This window comes from Arthrobacter sp. Marseille-P9274 (assembly GCF_946892675.1).
Classification (GTDB): domain Bacteria; phylum Actinomycetota; class Actinomycetes; order Actinomycetales; family Micrococcaceae; genus Crystallibacter.
On sequence record NZ_CAMPOV010000001.1, the window covers coordinates 2,165,017 to 2,185,701 of the forward strand.

At 69.4% G+C, this 20,685-nt stretch carries 20 protein-coding genes and 1 riboswitch; of the genes, 9 read left to right on the forward strand and 11 right to left on the reverse strand.

The window, feature by feature from the left end; translation table 11 throughout:
* Positions 1-46 precede the first annotated feature (46 nt).
* Positions 47-1,501, reverse strand: coding sequence for a protoporphyrinogen oxidase (gene hemG / locus OC550_RS09850; RefSeq protein ID WP_262105594.1), 1,455 nt, complete (start codon positions 1,499-1,501; stop codon positions 47-49).
* 2 nt (positions 1,502-1,503) lie between these two features.
* Positions 1,504-2,565 (reverse strand): uroporphyrinogen decarboxylase, encoded by a 1,062-nt coding sequence (gene hemE / locus OC550_RS09855; RefSeq protein ID WP_262105596.1) that lies wholly within the window; start codon positions 2,563-2,565, stop codon positions 1,504-1,506.
* Positions 2,566-2,748: 183 nt separating this feature from the next.
* On the opposite strand from hemE, the gene OC550_RS09860 reads away from it, so the two are divergent.
* Complete coding sequence (locus OC550_RS09860; RefSeq protein ID WP_262105598.1) at positions 2,749-4,077, forward strand: glutamyl-tRNA reductase; 1,329 nt, start codon at positions 2,749-2,751, stop codon at positions 4,075-4,077.
* A 49-nt stretch (positions 4,078-4,126) separates the two neighbouring features.
* Here the strand turns inward: OC550_RS09860 and moeB are convergent, their stop codons facing one another.
* Positions 4,127-5,311: a molybdopterin-synthase adenylyltransferase MoeB gene (moeB, locus tag OC550_RS09865; RefSeq protein ID WP_262105599.1), complete on the reverse strand. Its 1,185-nt coding sequence runs from the start codon at positions 5,309-5,311 to the stop codon at positions 4,127-4,129.
* Positions 5,312-5,451: 140 nt separating this feature from the next.
* Here moeB and OC550_RS09870 point away from each other — a divergent pair, with 140 nt between their 5' ends.
* Genes OC550_RS09870 through OC550_RS09880 form a run of 3 tightly spaced genes read left to right on the forward strand, consistent with a single transcriptional unit; the run spans position 5,452 to position 6,671 of the window.
* Positions 5,452-6,072, forward strand: a complete 621-nt coding sequence (locus OC550_RS09870) for a TetR/AcrR family transcriptional regulator (protein ID WP_262105600.1) — start codon at positions 5,452-5,454, stop codon at positions 6,070-6,072.
* A 55-nt stretch (positions 6,073-6,127) separates the two neighbouring features.
* On the forward strand, positions 6,128-6,352 hold the full coding sequence (locus OC550_RS09875; RefSeq protein ID WP_262105601.1) for a DUF3107 domain-containing protein: 225 nt from the start codon (positions 6,128-6,130) through the stop codon (positions 6,350-6,352).
* Positions 6,353-6,368: 16 nt separating this feature from the next.
* Positions 6,369-6,671, forward strand: a complete 303-nt coding sequence (locus OC550_RS09880; RefSeq protein WP_262105603.1) for a hypothetical protein — start codon at positions 6,369-6,371, stop codon at positions 6,669-6,671.
* A 41-nt stretch (positions 6,672-6,712) separates the two neighbouring features.
* Here the strand turns inward: OC550_RS09880 and OC550_RS09885 are convergent, their stop codons facing one another.
* The 4 genes from OC550_RS09885 to thiO all read right to left on the reverse strand — a co-directional run bounded on the left by OC550_RS09885 (position 6,713) and on the right by thiO (position 9,567).
* Complete coding sequence (locus tag OC550_RS09885; RefSeq protein WP_262105605.1) at positions 6,713-7,378, reverse strand: 4a-hydroxytetrahydrobiopterin dehydratase; 666 nt, start codon at positions 7,376-7,378, stop codon at positions 6,713-6,715.
* 28 nt (positions 7,379-7,406) lie between these two features.
* Positions 7,407-8,174 (reverse strand): thiazole synthase, encoded by a 768-nt coding sequence (locus OC550_RS09890; protein WP_262105606.1) that lies wholly within the window; start codon positions 8,172-8,174, stop codon positions 7,407-7,409.
* Positions 8,175-8,176: 2 nt separating this feature from the next.
* Positions 8,177-8,413 (reverse strand): sulfur carrier protein ThiS, encoded by a 237-nt coding sequence (thiS, locus tag OC550_RS09895; protein ID WP_262105607.1) that lies wholly within the window; start codon positions 8,411-8,413, stop codon positions 8,177-8,179.
* Positions 8,410-9,567 (reverse strand): glycine oxidase ThiO, encoded by a 1,158-nt coding sequence (thiO, locus tag OC550_RS09900; RefSeq protein ID WP_262105608.1) that lies wholly within the window; start codon positions 9,565-9,567, stop codon positions 8,410-8,412. The genes thiS and thiO overlap by 4 nt, the downstream gene beginning before the upstream one ends.
* A riboswitch (TPP riboswitch) is annotated at positions 9,565-9,698 on the reverse strand. Its footprint overlaps the gene before it by 3 nt.
* An 84-nt stretch (positions 9,699-9,782) precedes the next feature.
* Between thiO and thiE the strand changes: the two genes are divergently transcribed.
* A complete protein-coding gene (gene thiE / locus OC550_RS09905) occupies positions 9,783-10,436 on the forward strand; it encodes a thiamine phosphate synthase (RefSeq protein WP_262105609.1) in 654 nt (217 codons plus the stop codon).
* Here thiE and OC550_RS09910 read toward each other — a convergent pair whose 3' ends face one another.
* Positions 10,437-11,135 carry a ferritin-like domain-containing protein gene (locus tag OC550_RS09910; protein ID WP_262105611.1) on the reverse strand — a complete coding sequence of 233 codons (699 nt, stop codon included), beginning with the start codon at positions 11,133-11,135 and terminating at the stop codon, positions 10,437-10,439.
* A 52-nt stretch (positions 11,136-11,187) separates the two neighbouring features.
* Between OC550_RS09910 and OC550_RS09915 the strand changes: the two genes are divergently transcribed.
* The 3 genes from OC550_RS09915 (at position 11,188) to OC550_RS09925 (ending at position 15,771) form a co-directional block, all read left to right on the forward strand.
* Entirely contained in the window at positions 11,188-12,750 is a 1,563-nt protein-coding gene (locus OC550_RS09915) for an RNB domain-containing ribonuclease (protein ID WP_262105612.1), read from the forward strand.
* Positions 12,751-13,082: 332 nt separating this feature from the next.
* A complete protein-coding gene (locus tag OC550_RS09920; RefSeq protein ID WP_262105613.1) occupies positions 13,083-14,813 on the forward strand; it encodes a DEAD/DEAH box helicase in 1,731 nt (576 codons plus the stop codon).
* Between the two features lie 28 nt (positions 14,814-14,841).
* Positions 14,842-15,771 (forward strand): site-specific DNA-methyltransferase, encoded by a 930-nt coding sequence (locus OC550_RS09925; protein WP_262105614.1) that lies wholly within the window; start codon positions 14,842-14,844, stop codon positions 15,769-15,771.
* A gap of 94 nt (positions 15,772-15,865) precedes the next feature.
* Here the strand turns inward: OC550_RS09925 and OC550_RS09930 are convergent, their stop codons facing one another.
* The 3 genes from OC550_RS09930 to OC550_RS09940 all read right to left on the reverse strand — a co-directional run bounded on the left by OC550_RS09930 (position 15,866) and on the right by OC550_RS09940 (position 18,939).
* Positions 15,866-15,997: a putative transporter small subunit gene (locus OC550_RS09930; protein ID WP_262105616.1), complete on the reverse strand. Its 132-nt coding sequence runs from the start codon at positions 15,995-15,997 to the stop codon at positions 15,866-15,868.
* A gap of 9 nt (positions 15,998-16,006) precedes the next feature.
* Complete coding sequence (locus tag OC550_RS09935; RefSeq protein WP_262105617.1) at positions 16,007-17,695, reverse strand: sodium:solute symporter family protein; 1,689 nt, start codon at positions 17,693-17,695, stop codon at positions 16,007-16,009.
* A 362-nt stretch (positions 17,696-18,057) separates the two neighbouring features.
* Positions 18,058-18,939, reverse strand: a complete 882-nt coding sequence (locus tag OC550_RS09940; RefSeq protein ID WP_262105619.1) for a PHP domain-containing protein — start codon at positions 18,937-18,939, stop codon at positions 18,058-18,060.
* Between the two features lie 95 nt (positions 18,940-19,034).
* Between OC550_RS09940 and OC550_RS09945 the strand changes: the two genes are divergently transcribed.
* Entirely contained in the window at positions 19,035-20,606 is a 1,572-nt protein-coding gene (locus OC550_RS09945) for an aminopeptidase P family protein (protein ID WP_262105620.1), read from the forward strand.
* Positions 20,607-20,685: the final 79 nt, after the last annotated feature.

Genomic DNA, 20,685 nt, shown 5'->3' on the forward strand with positions numbered 1-20,685 from the left:
AGGTGTTAGTCGAAAACGGCAACTTCTACACATTGTAGAAGAAATTTCAGGACGACGGCGGCTGCGTCGCCAATTCTGCGGCCAGCCGACGCGAGCGTGCACGGGCATCGGCAACGACGGCGACCAGCCCGGTCCCGGCCAGCCACGCTCCGGCCACCTGGAGCCGGGCGCTGCTGCCCGCGAGCTCGCGCACGGCGGCGACGCGGTCGCGGTGCCCCACTGTGGCGGACGGCAGCGCGCCGGTCCAGCGGACCACCTTCCAGCCGAGCATGTCGGCGTCGATGACAGGCACGCCCAGCAGGGCCGTGGCATCGGTCAGCGCCTGGCGGTAGAGCGCCTCGTCGGTCCAGCCCGTGTAGTCCTCGCCACCGGCCGCCTCCGGACGCCCGGTGGCCCGGCCGTAAGACAGGCGAAGCACATGCGTTCCCGGGCCGGTCTGCGCGGCGAGCCAGGGCCACTTGGCGGTGGCGTGCGTGAGGGCCTTGGCGCGGATACCCTTGGTCCCGGCCGCCACCAGCAGGCCCGTCCCGCGCGGCTTCGCGTCCAGCTCCGGCTCGTCCAGTACTAGTGTCACCAGGGCGACGGCGGGCCCGGGTCCCGGTCGGAGGGCGCCGAGGCCGGGAACTTCCGGCGCCAGGAGGTCGACGGCGGTGCCGCCGTCCGCGGCCATGACCAGGCCCGCCGCCGTGAACGTGCCGGCCTCCGACTCGACTCGCCACACGCCGTCGCTTTTGGAGACCGCGGACACCCTGGCCCCGGTATGCACCGCCACGCCCTGCCGGGCCAGGTCGGCCAGCAGCGCCTCGGTCAGCCGGCCCATGCCGCCGTCGATCCCGGCCACCGCCGAACCTGCCGGAGCCGCACTGCGCAGGGCGCCGACGGCGGCCTGCAGGGAACCGTGGCTGGCCACGGACGCGCGCAGGCCGGGGGCCACGGAGTCCACGTCCAGCACGTCCGGGTCGGCCGAGTAGACGCCGGCCGCCACCGGCGCGACCAGCCGCTCCAGGACTGCGCCGCCCATCCGGGCGCGGACCAGTTCGCCCAGGCTCAGGTTGTCCTTGCCCAGCAGGTTGCCCAGCGGCAGCACCTTGTCAGCCGCGGCGCGCAGGGCCGCCGTCCGGCCGATCGCGGCGACGATGGCCGGGTCCAGCGGGTCGGCGGGGATGCCCAGGATGCCGCTCTTCGGCAGCGGCTGGACCGCATCTGGCAGCTGCAGCCAGGCACCGGCGGGGTCCGGCTGGACCAGCTCCTCCCCCAGCCCCAGCTCGGCGGCCAGATCGGAGACCGTGCGGGTGCGGGTGGCAAAGGATTCGGCGCCGGCATCGAGCATGAAGCCGGCGACCTCATGCCGGGTGACGCAGCCGCCGCAGCGCTCGGCGGCCTCGAGCACCGTCACCCTGACGCCGTGCAGGGCCAGTTCACGGGCCGAGACGAGCCCGGCGATCCCGCCGCCGACCACGATCGCGGCCGGCAGCCGGGACTGCTGTGCGCGGTGCGGCATGGCTAGAGTTCCACCTCGTGGATCAGTTCGACGACGCGCGTCAGCACCTCCGGGTCGGTTTCCGGCGGGACGCCGTGGCCCAGGTTGAGGACGTGGCCCGGTGCGGCGGCTCCGGCGGCAATCACCTCGCGGACGTGGGCCTCAAGCACCTCCCACGGAGCGGCCAGCAGCGCCGGATCGATGTTGCCCTGCAGCGGGGTGGTGCCGCCCAGGCGCCGGTTGGCCTCGTCGAGCGGCAGCCGGTAGTCCACGCCGATGACATCGACACCCACGTCGCGCATCGCCCCCAGCAGCTCGGAGGTACCGGTGCCGAAGTGGACCAGCGGGGCACCCAGGTCGCGGACGTGGTCGAGGGCCCGGGCCGATGCCGGGGCGACGTGCCGGCGGTAATCAGCGAGCCCCAGCGAACCGGCCCAGGAGTCGAAGAGCTGCCCGGCACTGGCACCGGCTTCCAGCTGGGCCCGGAGGAACTTGCCGGAGGCGTCGGCCGCCCAGTCCGTCAGCGCCCGCCAGGTTTCCGGCTCCGCGTGCATCATGGTCCGCGGACCAAGATGGTCCCGGGAGGGCTTGCCTTCGACCATGTAGGCCGCCAGGGTGAACGGCGCGCCGGCGAAGCCGATCAACGGCTTGCTGCCGAGCTCCGCCACGGTCAGCCGGACGGCTTCCCGGATCGGCTCGAGGGCCGCGTCGTCCAGGACCGGCAGATTGGCGACGTCGGCCGCGGTGCGCACGGGAGCACCGAGCACCGGCCCGATGCCGGGAACAATATCGACGTCGACCCCGGCCAGCTTGAGCGGAATGACGATGTCCGAGAAGAAAATACCGGCGTCCACGTCGTGCCGCCGGACCGGCTGCAGCGTGATTTCAGCCGCCAGCTCCGGCTTGAGGCACGAGTCCAGCATGCCGATGCCGCGGCGGACCTCCCGGTACTCAGGCAAGGAACGCCCCGCCTGGCGCATGAACCAGACCGGCCGGCGTTCCGGCTTCCCTCCGCGGTAGGCAGTGATCAGGGCTGAGTCCGCAGTGCGGCCGTCCATCAGGGGGTGGGAAGCATTCAAGGTCATACCCCCGATTCTGCCCTGTGGTCCGGCGCCAAAGCCAACGGAGCGGGCCCGGCGGACCGGCGCGGACGAGAGCCTCACCGCCCCCAGTGGCTAAAATCACGGATGAATCCGACCCAAACACAGGGTTAACAGGGCATCCTTACAAGATTCGCCGGACCGCCGGCGGCTAAGATGGGAAACGCTGTGGTCTTACTATCTCTCGTTGCGACGCATTCCGATCTGGACCTCGAAACTGTTGCCCGCCTGAGCGCCGGCTCCTCCGAGGTCGCTGCCAACGTGCTCGCAGACGGAATGCCTGTTTCCGGTGCCGTCGTCCTGGCCACCTGCAACCGCGTCGAGTTCTACTGCGAAACCGGTGCCGATACGGACATCGAGGCCGCCCGCTCGGCCGTGGTCGCCGAGATCGCCCGCCAGTCCGGGCTGGACGAACAGCTCGTCTCGCGCTCCTTCACCACCAACACCGGGTCCGATGTGGCCCGGCATCTGTTTTCCGTCGGTGCCGGACTGGATTCCGCCGTCATCGGGGAACGTGAGATCGCCGGCCAGGTACGCCGCGCCCTCAACGTCGCCCAGCAGGCCGGCACCGCCAGCGGCGCGCTCGTCAGGCTCTTCCAGACCGCGTCCCGCACGGCCAAGGACGTCGGCGCCCAGACCGCACTCGGCGGGCGCGGCCTGTCCATCGTCTCGGTCGCGCTCGAACTGGCCACCGACCTGGCGGAGGACCGCGACTGGTCCGGCAAGAACGTCGTCGTTTTCGGCACCGGCGCCTACGCTGGCGCCACTATGGCCCTGCTGCGCGAGCGCTCCTGCGCCAACGTGGCCGTCTACTCGTCCTCGGGACGCGCACGGACCTTCACCGCGACCCGGGGCGGAACCCCGCTGACGGAGGAGACCCTCCCGGCCGCGCTGGCGGCGGCGGACGTGGTCATCGGCTGCAGCGGCAGCGACCAGCAGGTCAGCGCGGAGCGCGTGGAGGAGGTCCGCCGCGGGACCGACAAGCCGCTGATCATCATCGACCTCGCCCTGACCCACGATTTCGAGCCCGCCGTCGGCGATCTGGACGGCGTGGACCTGATCACGCTCGAGTCCGTCCGGCTCGCCGCTCCCGAGGAGCAGGCCGAGTCGGTCCACCAGGCCGCCGAGATCGTCAGCCACGCCGCCCGCGCCTTCGAGGAAGAGCAGCAGGCCCGCACCATCGACACCGCCATCGTCGCCCTGCGCCGCCACACCATGGCCGTCCTGGAGACGGAGCTGGAGAAGGTCCGCTCGCAGCACGGCTGCACCGGTCCGGCGCAGGAAGTCGAGTTCGCCATGCGGCGCATGGTCAAGCAGTTGCTCCACCTGCCTACGGTCCGGGCCCGCGAACTCGCCGCGGACGGCCGCCAGCACGAATACATCGCCGCGCTGGAGGCCCTCTACGGCATCAGCATGGGAGAAGCCGCCCCGGCCGCAGCCGAGGACAACTGCCCGGTGCCGCGCCGGGCAGAGCCGGGCGAGGCCGCGTCCGCCTGACCGCGACTCCAACTGACCGCGGTTCGAGCCTCCGCCCGACGGCCGCCTCTCAGTAGACCGCCTTCTCCGGTTCCACGTCGCGCACCCAGGCGAGGACCCCGCCGTCGAGATGGCGCACTTTGGTGTAGCCATGGTCCAGCAAATCCCGCAGCACCTCGGCCGACCTCGCTCCGCTCTTGCAGTGCAGGATCAGTTCCTTGTCCCGCGGCAGCTCCCCCACCGCCTCGCCGGAGAGGATCCGGCCCTTGGGCACCAGCCTCGCGCCGGGGATGTGCACGATCTCGTACTCCCCCGGCTCCCGGACGTCGATCAGCTCAAAGGACGCGCCGCCGTCGTCCCTTGACCGCAGCATCCCGGCAAGTTCCGTCGCGCTGACGGTGTGCCCGGCGTCCACGACCGGGGCCGGGCCCACGCCGCAGAAGGCTTCGTAGTCCGCCAGCTTCGTGATCGGCTCCCCGTGCGGGTCCTTGCGGACCTTCAGCTCCCGCCAGCTCATCTGGAGGGCGTTGAATACCAGCACGCGGCCCAGCAGGGTGGTGCCGATCCCGGTGATCAGCTTGATCGCCTCGTTAACCATGACCGAGCCGATCTGGGCGCACAGCACGCCGAGCACCCCGCCCTCGGCGCAGGAGGGAACGGAGCCGGGCGGCGGCGCCTCGGGGTAGAGGTCGCGGTAGTTCGGCCCGTACCGGTCCCAGAAGACGCTGACCTGACCGTCGAAGCGCAGGATCGATCCCCAGACGTAGGGCTTGCCCAGGATCGCAGCGGCGTCGTTGACAAGGTATCGCGTGGCGAAGTTGTCCGTCCCGTCGAGGATCACGTCGTAGCCGGCAAAGATGTCCAGCGCGTTGGTGGCGTCCAGCCTGGTTTCGTGAAGTACGACGGCGGTGCCCGGGTTCAGGTCCAGGATGCTGTCCCGCGCGGATTGGGCTTTGCTCCGCCCAAGGTCCCGCACCGTGTGGATCACCTGCCGCTGGAGGTTGCTCGCCTCGACCACGTCGTCGTCGACGATGCCGATGGTGCCCACGCCTGCGGCGGCCAGGTAGAGCATGGCGGGCGAGCCCAGGCCCCCCGCCCCGATGACCAGCACCCTCGCGTTTTTCAGCCGCAGCTGGCCCTGCAGCCCCACCTCCGGGATGATCAGATGGCGCGAGTAGCGCTGCATCTCTTCCGGGGTCAAGGCTGCGGCGGGCTGCACGAGCGGCGGCAGCGCCACGGATTCCTGCGTGCTCATAGTGCCAATCTACGCGCAGCGGGCAGAATGCGGACAAAAATGAACCCGTCCGCGCCCGCCGGGTAAACTTGCCCATTGAGAGCTGATTTACCCGCGAAATGGCGACGCGGCCCAACGCGCGCCGGATAGGTCCTACGACTGTGAGCACTGAATCCCGACCGGCTGCCCGGCCCGCCCGGCTGCCGCGCGAGGAACGGCGCCGCCAATTGCTGCAGGCGGCCCACGAGGTGTTCGTCGCCAACGGCTACCACGGCGCCGCCATGGACGAGATCGCGGAAACGGCCAGGGTCAGCAAGCCGGTGCTGTACCAGCATTTCCCCGGGAAGCGGGAGCTCTACCTCGCCCTGCTGGACCACCACCTCGCATCGCTGAACGCGATGCTCATGGCCGCCCTGAACTCCACATCGGACAACAAGCTCCGGGTGCATGCCACCATGGACGCCTACTTCCGCTTCATCGCGCAGGAAAGCCAGGCTCACCGGCTGGTCTTCGAATCCGACCTCAACAATGACCCGGACGTCAGCGGCCGCCTGGAGGATTTCAACGCCCGCCTGGCCTCGGCCATCGCCGCGGTGATCGCCGAGGAGACCAAGCTGTCCGAGGCGGAGTCCACGCTGCTCGGCCGCTCGCTGGCCGGCATGGCGCAGATCAGCGCCCGCTACTGGCTGCAGACCAGCGGGGAGCTGAAGCGCGAGGACGCCGTGGACCTCATTTACCGTTTAGCTTGGCGCGGAATTTCACGTTTCCCGAAGGAAACCTAGGATAGATTTCGACTCGTACGGAACTTTCAGCACAGCGTAATCAGGAGGCAAAAGCGTGGAAATCAAGATCGGAATCCAGAACGTCGGCCGGGAACTTGTCATCGATTCTCCGGATACGGCGGACGAGGTCGCCGAGCTGGTTTCCCGCGCGATGAACGGCGGCGCGGAACTGCGCTTGAAGGATGCCAAGGGCAACCTGATTATCGTGCCCGCCAACGTGCTGGGCTACGTCGAAATCGGCGCCGAGGAACCCCGCCGCGTCGGTTTCGGCGCCCTCTAGGCCGTCAGGGCGGCCCATGGTCGAACTGGTCCTGCTGATTCTGGGCGCGGGCGCCGCGGGCGCCGTCGTCTGGGCGGCCGATAAGAAGCGCCAGGCTTACGGGGCGCTGGTTCCCGCGGCGGCCGGCATCGTCGCGGCCGTCCTGCTGTGGCTGGTCCTGATGGCCTTCGGTCTCGGTTCCGAGCCCGGCGTCTATTTCCTCAGCTGGCTGCTGCCCCTGGCCGTCTCCCTGCCGGCGGCCTGGCTGACGGCCTGGTTCCTGGGACGCCGGCGGACGGCGGCCGACCTGTCGCGGCTGGAAGCGGCGCTGCGCACCTAGCTGCCGCTACCGCGCACCAGCCGACCTCAGGCCGGTCCCCGTCAGGCCCCGTCCTCGCTGTCCGGATGCTCGGTGCATAGGCAGATGCGGTTGCCATCCGCGTCCGTGGCGATCGTCCAGGACGGGGCGTGCGCGTCGTCCAGGACTCCGCCCGCATCGGCCGCCGCCGCCACAACCGGCGCGATGTCGCTGAGCGGGTAGTACACGTCCAGGTGCAGCCGGGACCGGGCCGGACTGCCCGTTTGCTGGAACCACACGTTGGGGCCGCGGCCGAACGGGTCCACCAGCTCCCCCTGCCAGCCCTCCTTGTAGCCCAGCGCCGTCTTCCAGAGGCCGGAAATCTGCGCCGGGTCCGTGGTGTCCGCCGCGAGCGCGAAACTCCGGTACTCCTGCGGACGCGCGTCCGCACCCAGCCGCTCGGCGAGCTCGCTGAGCGAGGCGGCTGCGGAGATGTCCCGGGTGGTGACCTCCCCGCCGGCGTCGTGCGAGGTCAGCCGGAGGAACACGCGGTTGTAGCGCCAGTCCAGATCCGGGTGGTGGTTCGACTCCTCGGCCAGGTCTCCCGCCGCCGCGATGAAGTCCAGCGCCGCCCTGCCGTTCTCCAGCTTGTACACCGTGACCAGCCCTCCCTGCCGGTAGCGCCAGTGCGGCAGCGTCCGCAGCTGCTGGTCGATCTGTGTCCGGTCCAGAATGTCGTGCGCGCTCATTGTTCCTCCGGCCGTCAGGCTCTCCAGGCTACAGGTCAGGACGGCCGGCGAAGGCCGAAGAAGCCAGCGCATGCCGGCGCTTGGGGATCCGCCCGGCCGTTGCGGCCAGCCTACCGGCGATCACGGCATGTTTGAAGGCCTCCGCCATCCGCACCGGGTCCTGCGCCCGGGTGACCGCGGTGGCCAGCAGGACGGCGTCGCAGCCGAGCTCCATCGCGAGCGCGGCGTCCGAGGCGGTGCCGATGCCGGCGTCGAGCACCACCGGCACGCCGGCCCGGGACGCGATCAGCTCGATGTTGTGCGGGTTGAGGATGCCCAGCCCGGTGCCGATCGGTGCACCGAGGGGCATCACGGCCACGGCGCCGAGGAGTTCGAGCCGCCGGGCCAGGACCGGGTCGTCGTTGGTGTAGGCGAAGACCTTGAACCCGCGGCCGACCAGCTGTTCCGTCGCCTCCAGCAGTTCCGCCGCGTCGGGCAGCAAGGTTTCCTCGTCGGCGATAACCTCCAGCTTGACCCAGTCCGTCTCCAGCGCCTCGCGTGCCAGCTCCGCCGTCAGCACCGCCTCCCTGGCGGTGAAGCAGCCGGCGGTGTTCGGCAGGATGCGGATGCCTTGCCGCTCCAGCAGGGCGAACAGCGAGGCACCGGTGTCCGGGCTGTAGCGCCGCATCGCCACCGTGGTCAGCTCAGTGCCGGACGCCTGCAGGGCTGTGCCCAGTCCGTCCAGGCTGGGCGCTCCCCCGGTGCCCATGATCAGCCGCGATCCCAGCCGGGCTCCGTCAATAACCAGCTCGTCCATTGCTAGCCTCCCTGCACCGCGGTGATCAGTTCCACGCCGTCGCCATCGGACAGCAGCGTGCCCGCCCAGCTTCCGCGCGGGGCCACTTCGGCGTTCAGCGCCACCGCGACGCCCAGCCGTCCGCCGTCGTCCGGTTTGCCCTCCGCCGTCAGGCGCCGGCCCGTCGTGGCGGCGACCAGTTCCAGCAGGGTCATCCCCTCGGCGACCGGCTGCCGATCCCCGTTGAGAGTGATATTCATCGTTGGCTTCCTTCCATACTTGTGCTGAAGCGGTCCGGCCGGAACTGCAGCAGTTCCGCGGGCACCGGCAGGCCCTCCGCCAGATCGGTGCAGACCTTGGCGGCCGCTGGTGCCAGCAGAACCCCGTGCCGGAAGAAGCCGGTGGCGACCAGCAATCCCGGCACTTCTTCTCCCGCCTCCGCCACCCGCCCCAGCAGCGGCGCATTGTCCGGCGTGCCCGGCCGCGCCCGGCAGGTGGTCTCCTCGAGCTGAAGCTCGGCGACCGCAGGCACCAGCGCCTGGGCGTCGCGCAGCAGCTGGTAGACGCCGCCCGCTGACGGTGCGTCCGAGCCGTCTTCCCGCGAAGTGGCGCCAATAACCACGGTCCCGTCCTCGCGCGGCACTACGTAGACCGGCAGGCCGCGCACGAGCCCGCGCACCGTCAGACGCACGAGCGGCCGCAGCGCCTGGGGAACCCGCAGGCGCAGGATGTCGCCGTAGACCGGCCGCAGCGGCAGACGCAGGGATGCGGGCAGCCCGTCCAGGGCCGCGGCGCCCAGCCCGTTGGCCACCACTGTCTCGTCCGCCGCAACCTGCGTGCCGTCATCGAGGACGACGCCGGTCACCTCCCCGGTGCCCGATCTCGCCAGTGCGGCGGCCCGCCGGCGTACCATGCCGGCCCCGGCCTCGGCGAGCGCGTCCAGCAACGCCGCGGACAGGGTGCGCGGATCGATCTGGTGGTCGTCGGGAGCGAGGAAGGCTCCGGACAGGGCCGGGGACAACGCCGGCTCCAGCCGGCGGGCCTCGCGGCTGGTCAGCCGTTCCACCCGCAGTCCTTGGGCCAGCTGGGCCTGGCGCAGGTCCTCAAGGGCCAGCCGGTCGGCCGCATCGAAGGCCGCTACCAGCGTTCCCGCAGTATGGTGTCCGGTATGGCCCAGCCCCTGCAGGAAGTCCGGGTACAGCCGGGCGGACGCCAGGGTCAACGCGAGCAGCTGCTCCTCCTGGTAGCACAGCTCGCTGACCGGGGCCAGCATCCCGGCGGCGGCGAACGTCGCTCCGGACGCGGGCGCGGGGTCGATCACGGTCACGCGGTGCCCGCGGCGCGAGGCCTCCCAGGCAATGCCGAGTCCGACGATGCCGGCGCCGACCACAGCCAGATGTTTTTGAACAGCCAAAGTCCGTCATTCCTTCCCTACGCCGGTACGAACCGGATCAGGTTCAACGGTCGGTGCCAAGCACCCTCTCAGCCTGTCGGCTCCGGCTCACGAGGCCGGCGCCGCGGGGTCAGGCTCCCGCAGTGTCGCCACCAGTGTACTCATGGCGGGCCGGGCGGCGCGGATGTGACAACCGGCCGATCCGGCGGTGCCGCCGCGAGGTTATGGTTACAGCTATGGATTTGAGCTCAGCCCGGCTGTACCTGTGCACGGATGCCCGTAAGGCGCAGGGCGATTTTGAACAGTTCCTGGACGCCGCCTACGCCGGCGGCGTCGATATTATCCAGCTCCGGGACAAATCGCTCGACGCGGCCGAAGAGCTCGATCTGCTGCACATCCTGGCCGAGGTCGCTGCGCGGCACACGGGCCTGTGGTCGGTCAACGACCGCGCCGACCTCGCTGCCGTCGCCGGCGCACCGGTCTTCCACGCCGGGCAGCGCGACCTTCCGCCGTCCGCGGCGCGGAGCGTCTTGTCGAATGGTGCGGCCGGCGGGGCCGTTATCGGCCGCTCCACCCATACGCCGGCGCAGGTTGGCGCCGCGCTGGAGGACGCCGATGTGGACTATTTCTGCACGGGTCCGGTGTGGGCCACCCCCACGAAACCCGGCCGGACCGCCGTCGGGCTGGAGCTGGTGGCGGAAGCCGCGGCGCAGTCGGCAGCGGTGGACTCCGCCAAGCCATGGTTCGCCATCGGCGGGATCGGGCTGGACAACATCGCGGAGGTGACCGGCGCCGGTGCCCGGAGGGTCGTCGTCGTACGCGCCATTACGGACGCGGACGATCCCGCGGCCGCGGCGGCCAAGCTGAAGGCGGCGCTGCCCCCGCTGTGATCAGGCGGTCAGGCCCAGCGCGTTCATGCGGCGGGAATGGTTCCGTGTCAGTTCCGCGAACAGCTCGGCGATGACCGTCTCCTGCGTTCCGGGTTCATCGAACCCCAGCAGGCCGCCCAGGAAGGAGCGCTCGATTCCGATCCGCTGCGCCTGGGTCAGCGCCTCGCCGACCAGGCGCCGCCCCCACAGGGCCAGCCGCGAGGCCAGCCGCTCGTTGCCCTGGAGAGCCTGCGCGAGCCGGGTGGTCAGCAGGTCCAGCTGCTCCTTGTTTTCCTTGATGCTTGCGACGACCTCACGGGTCTGCGGATCAAGCCGGCTGGCGATCGCGCGGTAGAAGTCGCCGGAAACCGCATCGGCCACGTAGGCCTTCATCAGCGACTCATACCAGTCCCCCGGCCGGGTCCGCTCATGGAAGGCGTCGATCGAGGCCTGGAACGGCAGCATCGCCGTCTGCACGTCGACGCCCATGCGCGCCAGCTCGGCGCTCACCATCTCGAAATGCTCGAATTCGATCACGGCCACCCGGCCGATCGCGGCCCGGTCCCGCAGCGTCGGCGAGAAGCGGGCATCGGAGGAAAACCGCTCGAAGGCCGAGAGCTCTCCGTAGGCCATCACGCCGTACAGATCGATGACGTACTGGCGGTGGACCTCATCCGTGCCGGCCGCGGGCGCGCCGGCCGGCTGCTCTTCGGTGCTCATAGGTTCCAGCGTAGCCTGACCTGCGGCGCCGCCTGAGGATTAGGCTTGGGATGTGCCGTACCCACATCTGGATGCCAAGGTCAACGAGTCGCAGCACCTGCTTGCCCGTGTCCTGAAGGAACTGCGGACCGAGCTGGAACTGCCCGGCCCGTTCCCGCCGCCGGTGCTGGCCGAAGCGGAACGCGCGGTGGCCAACCAGCGGCTGCCTCGCCGCGACCTCACCGCGCTCGAATTCGTCACCGTCGACCCGCCCGGCTCCACGGACCTGGACCAGGCCATGTACCTGGAGCGTGCCGGGGACGGCTACCGGGTCTGGTACGCCATCGCCGATGTCCCCTCCTTCATCGAGCCCGGCGGGGAATTGGACCGCGCAACCCGGGTCCGCGGCCAGACCATTTACGCTCCGGACGGACGTATCCCGCTGCACCCTGACGCCATCGGCGAGGACGCCGGCAGCCTGCTCCCCGGCCGGGACCGCAGCGCCTACGTCTGGGATTTTACCCTCGACGGCGGTGCGAACGTCGTGCAGGTTTCCCTCGACCGTGCGATGGTGCGCAGCCGGGCCAAGCTCACCTACGCGCAGGTCCAGGAGGACATCGATTCCGGAACCGCCCCGGACTATCTGGTGCTGCTGAAAGAGGTCGGCATCAAGCGCCAGGAGTTGGAACTCGCCCGGGGCGGAGCTAGCCTGGAGCTGCCCGAGGAGGAGATCGCCCACGACGGCCGGCACTACTTCGTCCTGGCCCGCCCCGCCCTTCCGGTAGAGGACTGGAACGCGCAGCTGTCCCTCATGACCGGCATGGCGGCGGCCCGGATCATGCTGGCGGGCAAGGTCGGCATCCTGCGCACCATGCCCGCCCCGGACGCCGAGTCCGAGGAGCGGTTCCGCCGCCAGACGATGGCCTTGGGCCATCCCTGGCCGCACGGCATCGCCTACGGCGAATACCTGCGCGGGCTGGACACCTCGGAACCGAAGCAGCTGGCGATCATGAACGCGGCAGGCTCCCTGTTCCGCGGCGCCGGCTACACCCCGTTCGACGGAGAGCCGCCGGCCGAGGACATCCAGGCGGCGATCGCCGCCCCCTACGCCCACACCACGGCGCCGCTGCGCCGCCTGGTGGACCGCTTCGTCCTGCTGACCTGCGAGGCGCTGGTGTCCGGGCTGCAGGTCCCGGAGTGGGTGCGGCAGGCGCTGCCTAGGCTCCCGGAACTCATGGCGGCATCGGACCAGCTTGCTTCGCGGCTGGACCGGGCCTCCCTGGACGCGGTGGAAGCGGCGCTGCTCAGCCACCGCGTTGGCGAGGAGTTCGATGCGGTGGTCATCAGTGCGCGGCAGAACAATCGGCATGGCAACGGCTCCAACGGGAACGGCAACGGCGGCGGCGCCGATAGCGCTGGCAGCGGAAACGGCAGTAGCAACGGGAACGGCTCGAACTGGAACGGAAACGGCAGGCGCGAGGCGGTGCCGCGCGGCACCATCCAGCTCAGCGATCCGGCCGTGACGGCCCGCTGCGAGGGCGAGCTGGAGCCGGGCACCTCCGTCCGGGTCCGGCTTATCGAGGCGGACATCGCCAAACGCTCGGTGCTCTTCGAACGGGTGGCCGACCGCTCCTGAACCGTGGGCGGCTCCCGAACGGCCCCCGACCTGCCGGTGCTGCGGCGCGTCCGCCGGCGATTTGCGCGTGCCCGGTAGACTGGGAAGCGTAGAACTGGATGCCCGGTCGTTGAATGTTCGAAGACTTTATAAGTTTCAACTCAACAGATCCCGCCCCTACGCGATTTTTGTTCGCCGGACCGGCCATGGATGGCCTCGGTCCGGTACGCAGTTGTTAGCCCGCGATCGGCTTCCGCTGGACGCGCCTGCAGCGTCCGACAGTTCCTGCATGGCCGCGCGCACGCGGGCCATGGAGTCGAGCACCGGCCGCGCAGGCGCCTTATCGAACGGTTATGTCATTGAACACTGAGAACCTCGCCGCGGACGAGGGGCAACTGCTCCACGCGGACAACAGCACCGAAGAGATCGCCGTCGAGGCGACGCTGGCTTCGGACGAGCGGCCCCACGAACTGCCGCAGCAGACCTTTGCGGACTTCAATGTCCGTGCCGACATTGTCCGCTCCCTTTTCGATGCCGGAATCACCCACCCCTTCCCGATCCAGGCCATGACCCTGCCGGTCGCCCTGGGCGGCCACGACATCATCGGCCAGGCCAAGACCGGCACCGGCAAGACGCTGGGCTTCGGCATCCCCGCGCTCCAGCGGGTTATCGGACGCGACGACGACGGCTACGACAAGCTGCCGGTGCCGGGCGCACCGCAGGCCCTCGTCGTGGTGCCGACCCGCGAGCTCGCCGTACAGGTGGCCCGCGACCTCGAAACCGCCTCCCGGCATCGCAATGCCCGGATTGCCGTCATCTACGGCGGGCGTGCCTACGAGCCGCAGATCGAGACGCTGACCCAGGGCGTCGAGGTGGTTGTCGGCACCCCCGGCCGCCTGATCGACCTGCACCGGCAGCGCCACCTGAGCCTGAAGAACGTCCGCATCGTGGTCCTGGACGAGGCCGACGAAATGCTGGACCTGGGCTTCCTGCCCGACGTGGAAACCCTGCTCGGCGCGACCCCCGCCGTCCGCCAGACCATGCTCTTCTCCGCGACGATGCCTGGCCCCGTGGTGGCCATGGCCCGCCGGTACATGACGCAACCGACGCACATCCGCGCTGCGGACCCGGATGACGAGGGCATCACCAAGAAGGACATTCGCCAGGTCATCTACCGGGCCCACAGCCTGGACAAGACCGAGGTCGTGGCCCGCATCCTGCAGTCCAACGGGCGCGGCCGCACGATCATCTTCACCAAGACCAAGCGCACCGCCGCCAAGGTGTCCGAGGAACTGGTCGACCGCGGCTTCGCTGCGGCGGCCATCCACGGCGATCTGGGCCAGGGCGCCCGCGAACAGGCGCTGCGCGCCTTCCGCAGCGACAAGGTGGACGTCCTGGTGGCCACGGACGTCGCCGCGCGCGGGATCGACGTCGACGACGTCACCCACGTCATCAACTACCAGTGCCCCGAGGACGAGAAGACCTACCTGCACCGCGTGGGCCGCACCGGCCGCGCGGGCAACAAGGGAACCGCCATCACGTTCGTCGACTGGGACGACGTGCCGCGCTGGGGCCTGATCAACAAAGCCCTCGGCCTGGATGTTCCGGAGCCGGTAGAAACCTACTCCTCTTCCCCGCACTTGTTTACGGACCTGGATATTCCCGAGGGCACCAAGGGCCGTCTCCCGCGCAACCAGCGCAAGCTGGCCGGCGTCAACGCCGAGGCGCTCGAAGACCTCGGCGAGACCGGCAAGAAGCACACCCGTGGCGGCGGCCGCGGGGGCGACCGCAGCCACGGCGGAGATCGCGGCCGCGCTGGTGAGCGCGGCGGCAGCCGGCGCGGCCAGGGCGGACGCAGCGAGGAAACCCGCGCGGAAGGCGCGGGCTCCGGCTCGGGCCGCACCCGCCGTCGTCGTTCTTCCTCCGCCTCCGGTGAGCAGCCCGCGGCCGCGGCAACGGAAACGCAGGGCGTGGAAACCGGTCAGCCGGCGGGCGAGGGCAGCAGCCCCCGGCGCCGCAGGACCCGCACCCGCCGCCGCAACGGCGAGGTTGTGCAGTCCACCGGCCAGCCGGCCGCCGAATAGCGCCCCGGTCCGGGACAGGATAAGCCGAGTGACAACGGCCTTTGCCGCGCCGGAGGACCCGGTGTGGACGCCCGGCGGCGGGAATCTGGTGGTGCAGGCGGACAACGCCGAGTTCCTGCCGTCCCTCCCCGATGCTGCCTTCACCATGATCTACGTGGACCCGCCCTTCAACACCGGGCGGGTCCAGCGGAGACAGCAGACCTCGATGGTCCGCAGCGCCGACGGCGCGGGTGACCGTGTGGGGTTCAAGGGTCGTTCATACCAGACCATCAAGGGCATGCTGACCAGCTATGACGACGCCTTCGAGGACTACTGGTCCTTCCTCGAGCCGAGGCTGGCAGAGGCATGGCGGCTGCTCGCCGAGGACGGCACGCTCTACCTCCACCTGGACTACCGGGAAGTCCACTACGCCAAGGTGCTGCTCGACGCGCTGTTCGGCCGGGAATGCTTCCTGAACGAGATCATCTGGGCGTACGACTACGGTGGACGGGCCAAGAACCGCTGGCCGGCCAAGCATGACAACATCCTGGTCTACGTCAAGAACCCGAAGCGGTACTACTTCGACAGCGCCGAAGTCGACCGCGAACCCTACATGGCCCCGGGCCTGGTGACCGCCGAAAAGGCCGCGCGCGGCAAGCTGCCGACGGACGTCTGGTGGCACACCATCGTCTCCCCCACCGGCAAGGAAAAGACCGGATATCCGACGCAGAAACCCGAGGGACTGCTGCGGCGCATGATTGCCGCCAGCAGCCGCCCGGGCGACTGGGTGCTGGATTTCTTCGCGGGCTCGGGGACCCTCGGCGCCGTCGCGGCCGGCGCCGGCCGGCGCTTCGTCTGCGTCGACGAGAACCCGCAGGCCATCGACGTCATGGCCCGCCGGCTCGGACAGGCGGCACAGGTGGTGCGCTGCGGGGACGGGACTGACGTCGCGGCGGCCGATGCAGCGGCCGGCGGCTGACGCTTTTCAGACAGCTAACCAGACGGCGGAGGGCCGGCAGGACATCACCACGATGTCCTGCCGGCCCTCCACAGGTTAGGACAGTTATGTACGCCTAGATGAGCGTCCTGCCCTCCTGGCGGGCCTCCCGCCAGTCTTTGAAGAAGCCCTTGCAGATGACAACAAGGGTGGCCGCCACGATCAGGGGCCAGATCAGTACGTACAGGGTCAGGAAGAACGTAGCCATGTTTTCTCCTTACTTTCCGGCCTGGACTGCAGCGGCCTCGACGGTCTCGGTCTCGACCCGCTGGTCGAAGTCGCCGATGCGCTGCTTGATCAGGTCGAAGTCGAAGCTGTTGCCGTTGCGGAAGCACATGAAGTAGCAGACCAAGGTGCTCACCGCGTAGGCCACGAGCGATCCGGACAGGACGGCGTAGTCATGCAGGAAGCCGATGGCGAACGGCGCGGCGACCAGGGAGCCCAGGGCGCCGATGATCTTGGCGGCCTTGAGGCCGAAGAAGCCGAAGCTCATCAGGCCGAGCACGACGCCGATGCCGATCACGGCGACCACGTCGGTGATGATGCCAAGGGCGCCGCCCATGGGCAGCCACTCGAAGCGGACCGGGATAAAGACGGCCAGCGCCACCAGGACCGAGACGGTGAAGGCCTTGTTGGTGACCTTCTCCCAGTAGAAGCTGGCGATCACCGGGAAGACGAGGGCACCCCAGAGTGCTCCGACGAAGACCAGCAGGTCGAGGATGTTCATCTGCCCGCTGGCGAAGTACAGGGCGGCGGCCGTGGCCACGATCATGGTGATGCGGCCGACCAGCAGCATCGTCTTGGGGTTCGCCTTCTTCGTTCCCGCGACGTTCTGGCCGTAGACGTCGGCCATCATGATGGAGGACAACGCGGCAAGGTCCGAGTCCGCGGTGGAGGACAGCGCACCGATGATCATGATCAGGAAGACGCCGATCAGGATCGGATGCAGGAAGGTCGAGGCCATCTGCGGGATGAGGTTGTTGACGTCGCCGCCGGCCGGAGCCAGGCCCAGGTACAGCGCCATCACGCCGAGCATGCCGATGCCGATGATGGTGGCACCGTAGCCGACGGTCGCCGTCACGAAGGTCCGCTTGATCAGGTCCTCGCGGACCGCGAACAGCCGCTGGGCGATGGTCTGGTTGCCGATCGCGTACGCGAGCACGGCGGCGATATACGGAGCGCCCTGGTTCAGGAAGGCGTCGCTGGAGAAGAAGTTGGACTGCTGCGGCGTGAGGTTCTGCGCGCCCTGCTGGAACATGTCGGGACCGCCCGCAGCGAAGAAGACTGCGGGAATAATAACGACGACGGCGCCGAGCATCGCCACGACCTGGGCGAAATCGGTGAGCACCGAGGCCCTGAACCCGGACCACAGGGTGTAAAGCAGCACGCCGGCGGCGATCACGATGATGCCCTGGCTGAAGCTGAAGGGCGAGAGCAGCGCGATCAGCGCGCCGCCCGCGATGAAGTTGGAGGTGAGGCTGATCAGGCTGCCGACGATGTTGGAGCCGGCCAGCATCAGCTGGCTGGAGCGGCCGTGCCGCGCATACATGACCTCGGCAAGGGTGTGGGCCTTAGGGGCGACTTTGCGGATGCGCCGGCCGAAGGGGTAGATGAACAGGATCATCAGTGCGCCCCAGAGTCCGTAGTGGATCGGCCCGGAGATCCCATAGGTGTAGCCGGCGGTGGCCGACGCGTACATGGACGAAGCCCAGATCCAGGTCGCCGTCATGCTGGCCGCGGAGACGCCGAATCCGATCTTATTGCCGGCGGTCATGTAGCCGTCGGCGTTTTCCTTCTTCTTCCCGATGAGAGCGGACATCAGGAGCGTGCCGCCGTAAAACAGCACTAGCAGCAGGATCACAGTCCAACCGCTGAGTTGGTAGAAATCTGCGCCCGGTGGCGTCATTCTCTTTCCTCTCGGTCCTGGACGGCTCGCCGGTCACCGCCCAAATCAGTGCGCGCCGGCCAGAGGGGCCGATTTGCCAAGCGTTGTCCCGTGCGGCCCGTCGTCGGGCCGCGGACAGTGTTCAGAATCCGGCGATGGATTCCAGGCGCGCGATCCTGCCCGGCACTCACAGCCGGGCCCACCACAAGCCGCTTGTCGTGCGGCATAAAAAAGGCGGCCGGACGTGTCTCCGGCCCGCAGTGCAGGAAGCGGCTGATCTTCAGCCGGCTTCAGGATCAGGATGCTTATCGCGCCCGGAAACCGGCGGCGTCAAGGCCGCCCAGGTTGCCCGAGGCAAGCATCGGTCGGGACCTAGCCTACCATCAGCGGCCTGCAGGGCTTTGGCCACCGGCCGTGCTGGGCAGGTAGGCGGGCGCTCCCGTGCCGATTTGCAGGATGCGCTCCAGCACCGCGGCGGCCGTCATATTCTCGCCCAGCCGGTTCGGTTTTCCGGTGCCGTGGTAGTCGCTGGACCCCGTCATCAGCAATCCCCGCTCGGCGGCCAGCCTCCGCAGCCAGGCCCTGCCTTCCGCCGGATTGTCCCGGTGGTCCACCTCCACGCCGTCGAGGCCCGCATCGATCATCTGGTGGAAGACGTCCTCGCCGACAACCCGGCCTCGCCCCGAAGCGACCGGGTGCGCGAACACGGCCGCTCCCCCGGCCTCTTTGACCAGTTCGACGGCGTGCGCCGGGTCGGGTGCATAGTGGGTGACGTAGTAGCGCGAATGCGACGTGAGGATGTTGCTGAAGGCCTCGGTCCGGTCCGAGACCACCCCGGCCGCCACCAGGGCATCGGCGATGTGCGGCCGGCCGACGGTTGCCTCATGGGCCGTCTGGGCGGTGACGTCCGCCCAGGTGATCGGGAAATCCTCCGCGAGCAGCTCGACCATGCGTTCGGCCCGGGTCAGCCGCGCCTTGCGTGCCTTGCCGATCTCCTCCAGCAGCCCGGGGTGGGTCGGATCATGCAGGTAGGCCAGGACGTGGACGCTGATGCCTTCCCTGCTGCGGCAGGAGATCTCCATGCCCGGCACCAGCCCGATGCGCAGGTCCCGGGCCGCGGCCAGCGCCGGCGCCCAGCCGGCGGTGGTGTCATGGTCGGTCAGCGCCACGACGTCCAGGCCGGCGTCGGCGGCCGCGCGCACCAGGTCTGCCGGAGACTCCGTGCCGTCCGAGGCCGTGGAGTGGGCATGCAGGTCGATCTTCATCCCCCCAATCTACCCGCGGCGCGGGCGCGGCCGCAGGCCTTGCGGGCCCTCCGAGGCTGTTTGGCAGCGCTTGGCGCCGATGAGACGATGGATTGGTGAGTACAGACGCCAACGACAGCACCGTACAGCCGGCCTCGGAGGGCCAGCCGCTCGAGGAACGCGGGAACAACCGCTCCCAGCGGCCGGAATCCCAGGCCTTCAAGGACTTCATGGCCGGGCAGTGGGCTCCGGACACCTCCGCTCCCCCCGCGAAGGCGGAGGTCGCGCCCTTTGCCGCGCGCCGCCGTCGTACCCTTTCCCTCAGGTTCCCGGGCGAACGACTGGTCATTCCGGCCGGTCCGCTGAAAGTCCGGTCCAACGACACCGACTACCGGTTCCGCCCGCATTCGGCGTTCGCCCACCTGACCGGGCTCGGCCTGGACCACGAACCGGATGCCGTCCTGGTGATGGAACCCGCCCCTGAAGGGCAGGGGGACGACGGCGGCAATCACCATGCCACCCTCTACTTCCGTCCGCTCGCGGGCCGGGACACGCCCGATTTCTACGCCGACGCCCGCTACGGCGAGTTCTGGATCGGCCCGCGGCCGACGCTGGATCAGCTGCAGAAGCAGCTCGACATCGAGACGCGGGAGCTCGGCGAGCTCGAGGTGGCGATCACCAAGGACGCCGGCGTGGTCGGTATCGGCGGCATGCGTATCCGGCTACTGCGCGAAGTGGACTTCAACGTCGACGCCCTCGTCGACACGTCCCGGATCAACACCGGCGTGGACCTGGAGGAGTCCGATAACCTGGACGCCCTGCTGGCCGAGGCCCTGTCCGAGCTTCGCCTGGTCAAGGACGAGTGGGAGGTCGGCGAGCTGAAGAAGTCAGTCGCGGCCACCGTCAACGGGTTCCACGAAGTCGTCAAGGTGCTGCCCCGGGCCATCACCCATGACCGCGGCGAACGCGTCGTCGAGGGCGCCTTCTTCGCCAGGGCGCGCGAAGAAGGCAACGACCTGGGCTACGACACCATCGCCGCCGCCGGCAACAACGCGACGATCCTGCACTGGATCCCCAACAACGGCCAGGTGAAGTCCGGCGACCTGCTGCTGCTCGACGCCGGGGTCGAGGCGGACTCGCTGTACACCGCCGACGTCACGCGGACCCTTCCGGTCAACGGCAAGTTCACCGACGTGCAGCGCCGGATCTACCAGGCCGTGCTGGACGCCGCGGATGCCGGCTTCGCCGCTGCCCAGCCCGGCGCCAAGTTCCGCGATGTCCACAAGGCCGCCGTGACCGTGCTGGCCGAGCGGCTGGATGAGTGGGGCCTGCTCCCGGTTCCGCTGGCAGAGGCACTCGCCGAGGGCGGCCAGCACCACCGGCGGTGGATGCCGCACGGCACGAGCCACCACCTGGGCCTCGATGTCCACGACTGTGCCCAGGCGAAGCGCGAGCTCTATCTCGACGGCGTCCTGACCGAGGGCATGGTGTTCACGATCGAACCGGGCCTCTACTTCAAGCAGGAGGACCTGGCCGTGCCGGAGGAATACCGCGGCATCGGCGTGCGGATCGAGGACGACGTGCTCATGACGGCGGACGGACCGGTCAGCCTCAGTGCTGCCCTACCGCGGGAGCCGGACGAGGTCGAGTCCTGGATGGCGGGCATCTACAGCCCCTCGGGCGAGTAGGGCAGTCAGTACATAGCGAAGCCGGGGAAACCGTCGGTCGACGGTTCCCCGGCTTCTGCGCTGGACGCGCCTGCCGCGG

What these genes read in the sequence shown, in the direction of transcription:
- OC550_RS09940 (WP_262105619.1), bottom strand. Translation starts at nt 18,939, where the DNA reads ATGAAGATCGACCTGCATGCCCACTCCACGGCCTCGGACGGCACGGAG.
- OC550_RS09890 (WP_262105606.1), bottom strand. Translation starts at nt 8,174, where the DNA reads ATGGACGAGCTGGTTATTGACGGAGCCCGGCTGGGATCGCGGCTGATC.
- thiE (WP_262105609.1), top strand. Translation starts at nt 9,783, where the DNA reads ATGGATTTGAGCTCAGCCCGGCTGTACCTGTGCACGGATGCCCGTAAG.
- OC550_RS09885 (WP_262105605.1), bottom strand. Translation starts at nt 7,378, where the DNA reads ATGAGCGCGCACGACATTCTGGACCGGACACAGATCGACCAGCAGCTG.
- OC550_RS09880 (WP_262105603.1), top strand. Translation starts at nt 6,369, where the DNA reads ATGGTCGAACTGGTCCTGCTGATTCTGGGCGCGGGCGCCGCGGGCGCC.
- OC550_RS09910 (WP_262105611.1), bottom strand. Translation starts at nt 11,135, where the DNA reads ATGAGCACCGAAGAGCAGCCGGCCGGCGCGCCCGCGGCCGGCACGGAT.
- OC550_RS09930 (WP_262105616.1), bottom strand. Translation starts at nt 15,997, where the DNA reads ATGGCTACGTTCTTCCTGACCCTGTACGTACTGATCTGGCCCCTGATC.
- thiS (WP_262105607.1), bottom strand. Translation starts at nt 8,413, where the DNA reads ATGAATATCACTCTCAACGGGGATCGGCAGCCGGTCGCCGAGGGGATG.
- hemE (WP_262105596.1), bottom strand. Translation starts at nt 2,565, where the DNA reads ATGACCTTGAATGCTTCCCACCCCCTGATGGACGGCCGCACTGCGGAC.
- OC550_RS09920 (WP_262105613.1), top strand. Translation starts at nt 13,083, where the DNA reads ATGTCATTGAACACTGAGAACCTCGCCGCGGACGAGGGGCAACTGCTC.
- OC550_RS09935 (WP_262105617.1), bottom strand. Translation starts at nt 17,695, where the DNA reads ATGACGCCACCGGGCGCAGATTTCTACCAACTCAGCGGTTGGACTGTG.
- hemG (WP_262105594.1), bottom strand. Translation starts at nt 1,501, where the DNA reads ATGCCGCACCGCGCACAGCAGTCCCGGCTGCCGGCCGCGATCGTGGTC.
- moeB (WP_262105599.1), bottom strand. Translation starts at nt 5,311, where the DNA reads ATGAGCACGCAGGAATCCGTGGCGCTGCCGCCGCTCGTGCAGCCCGCC.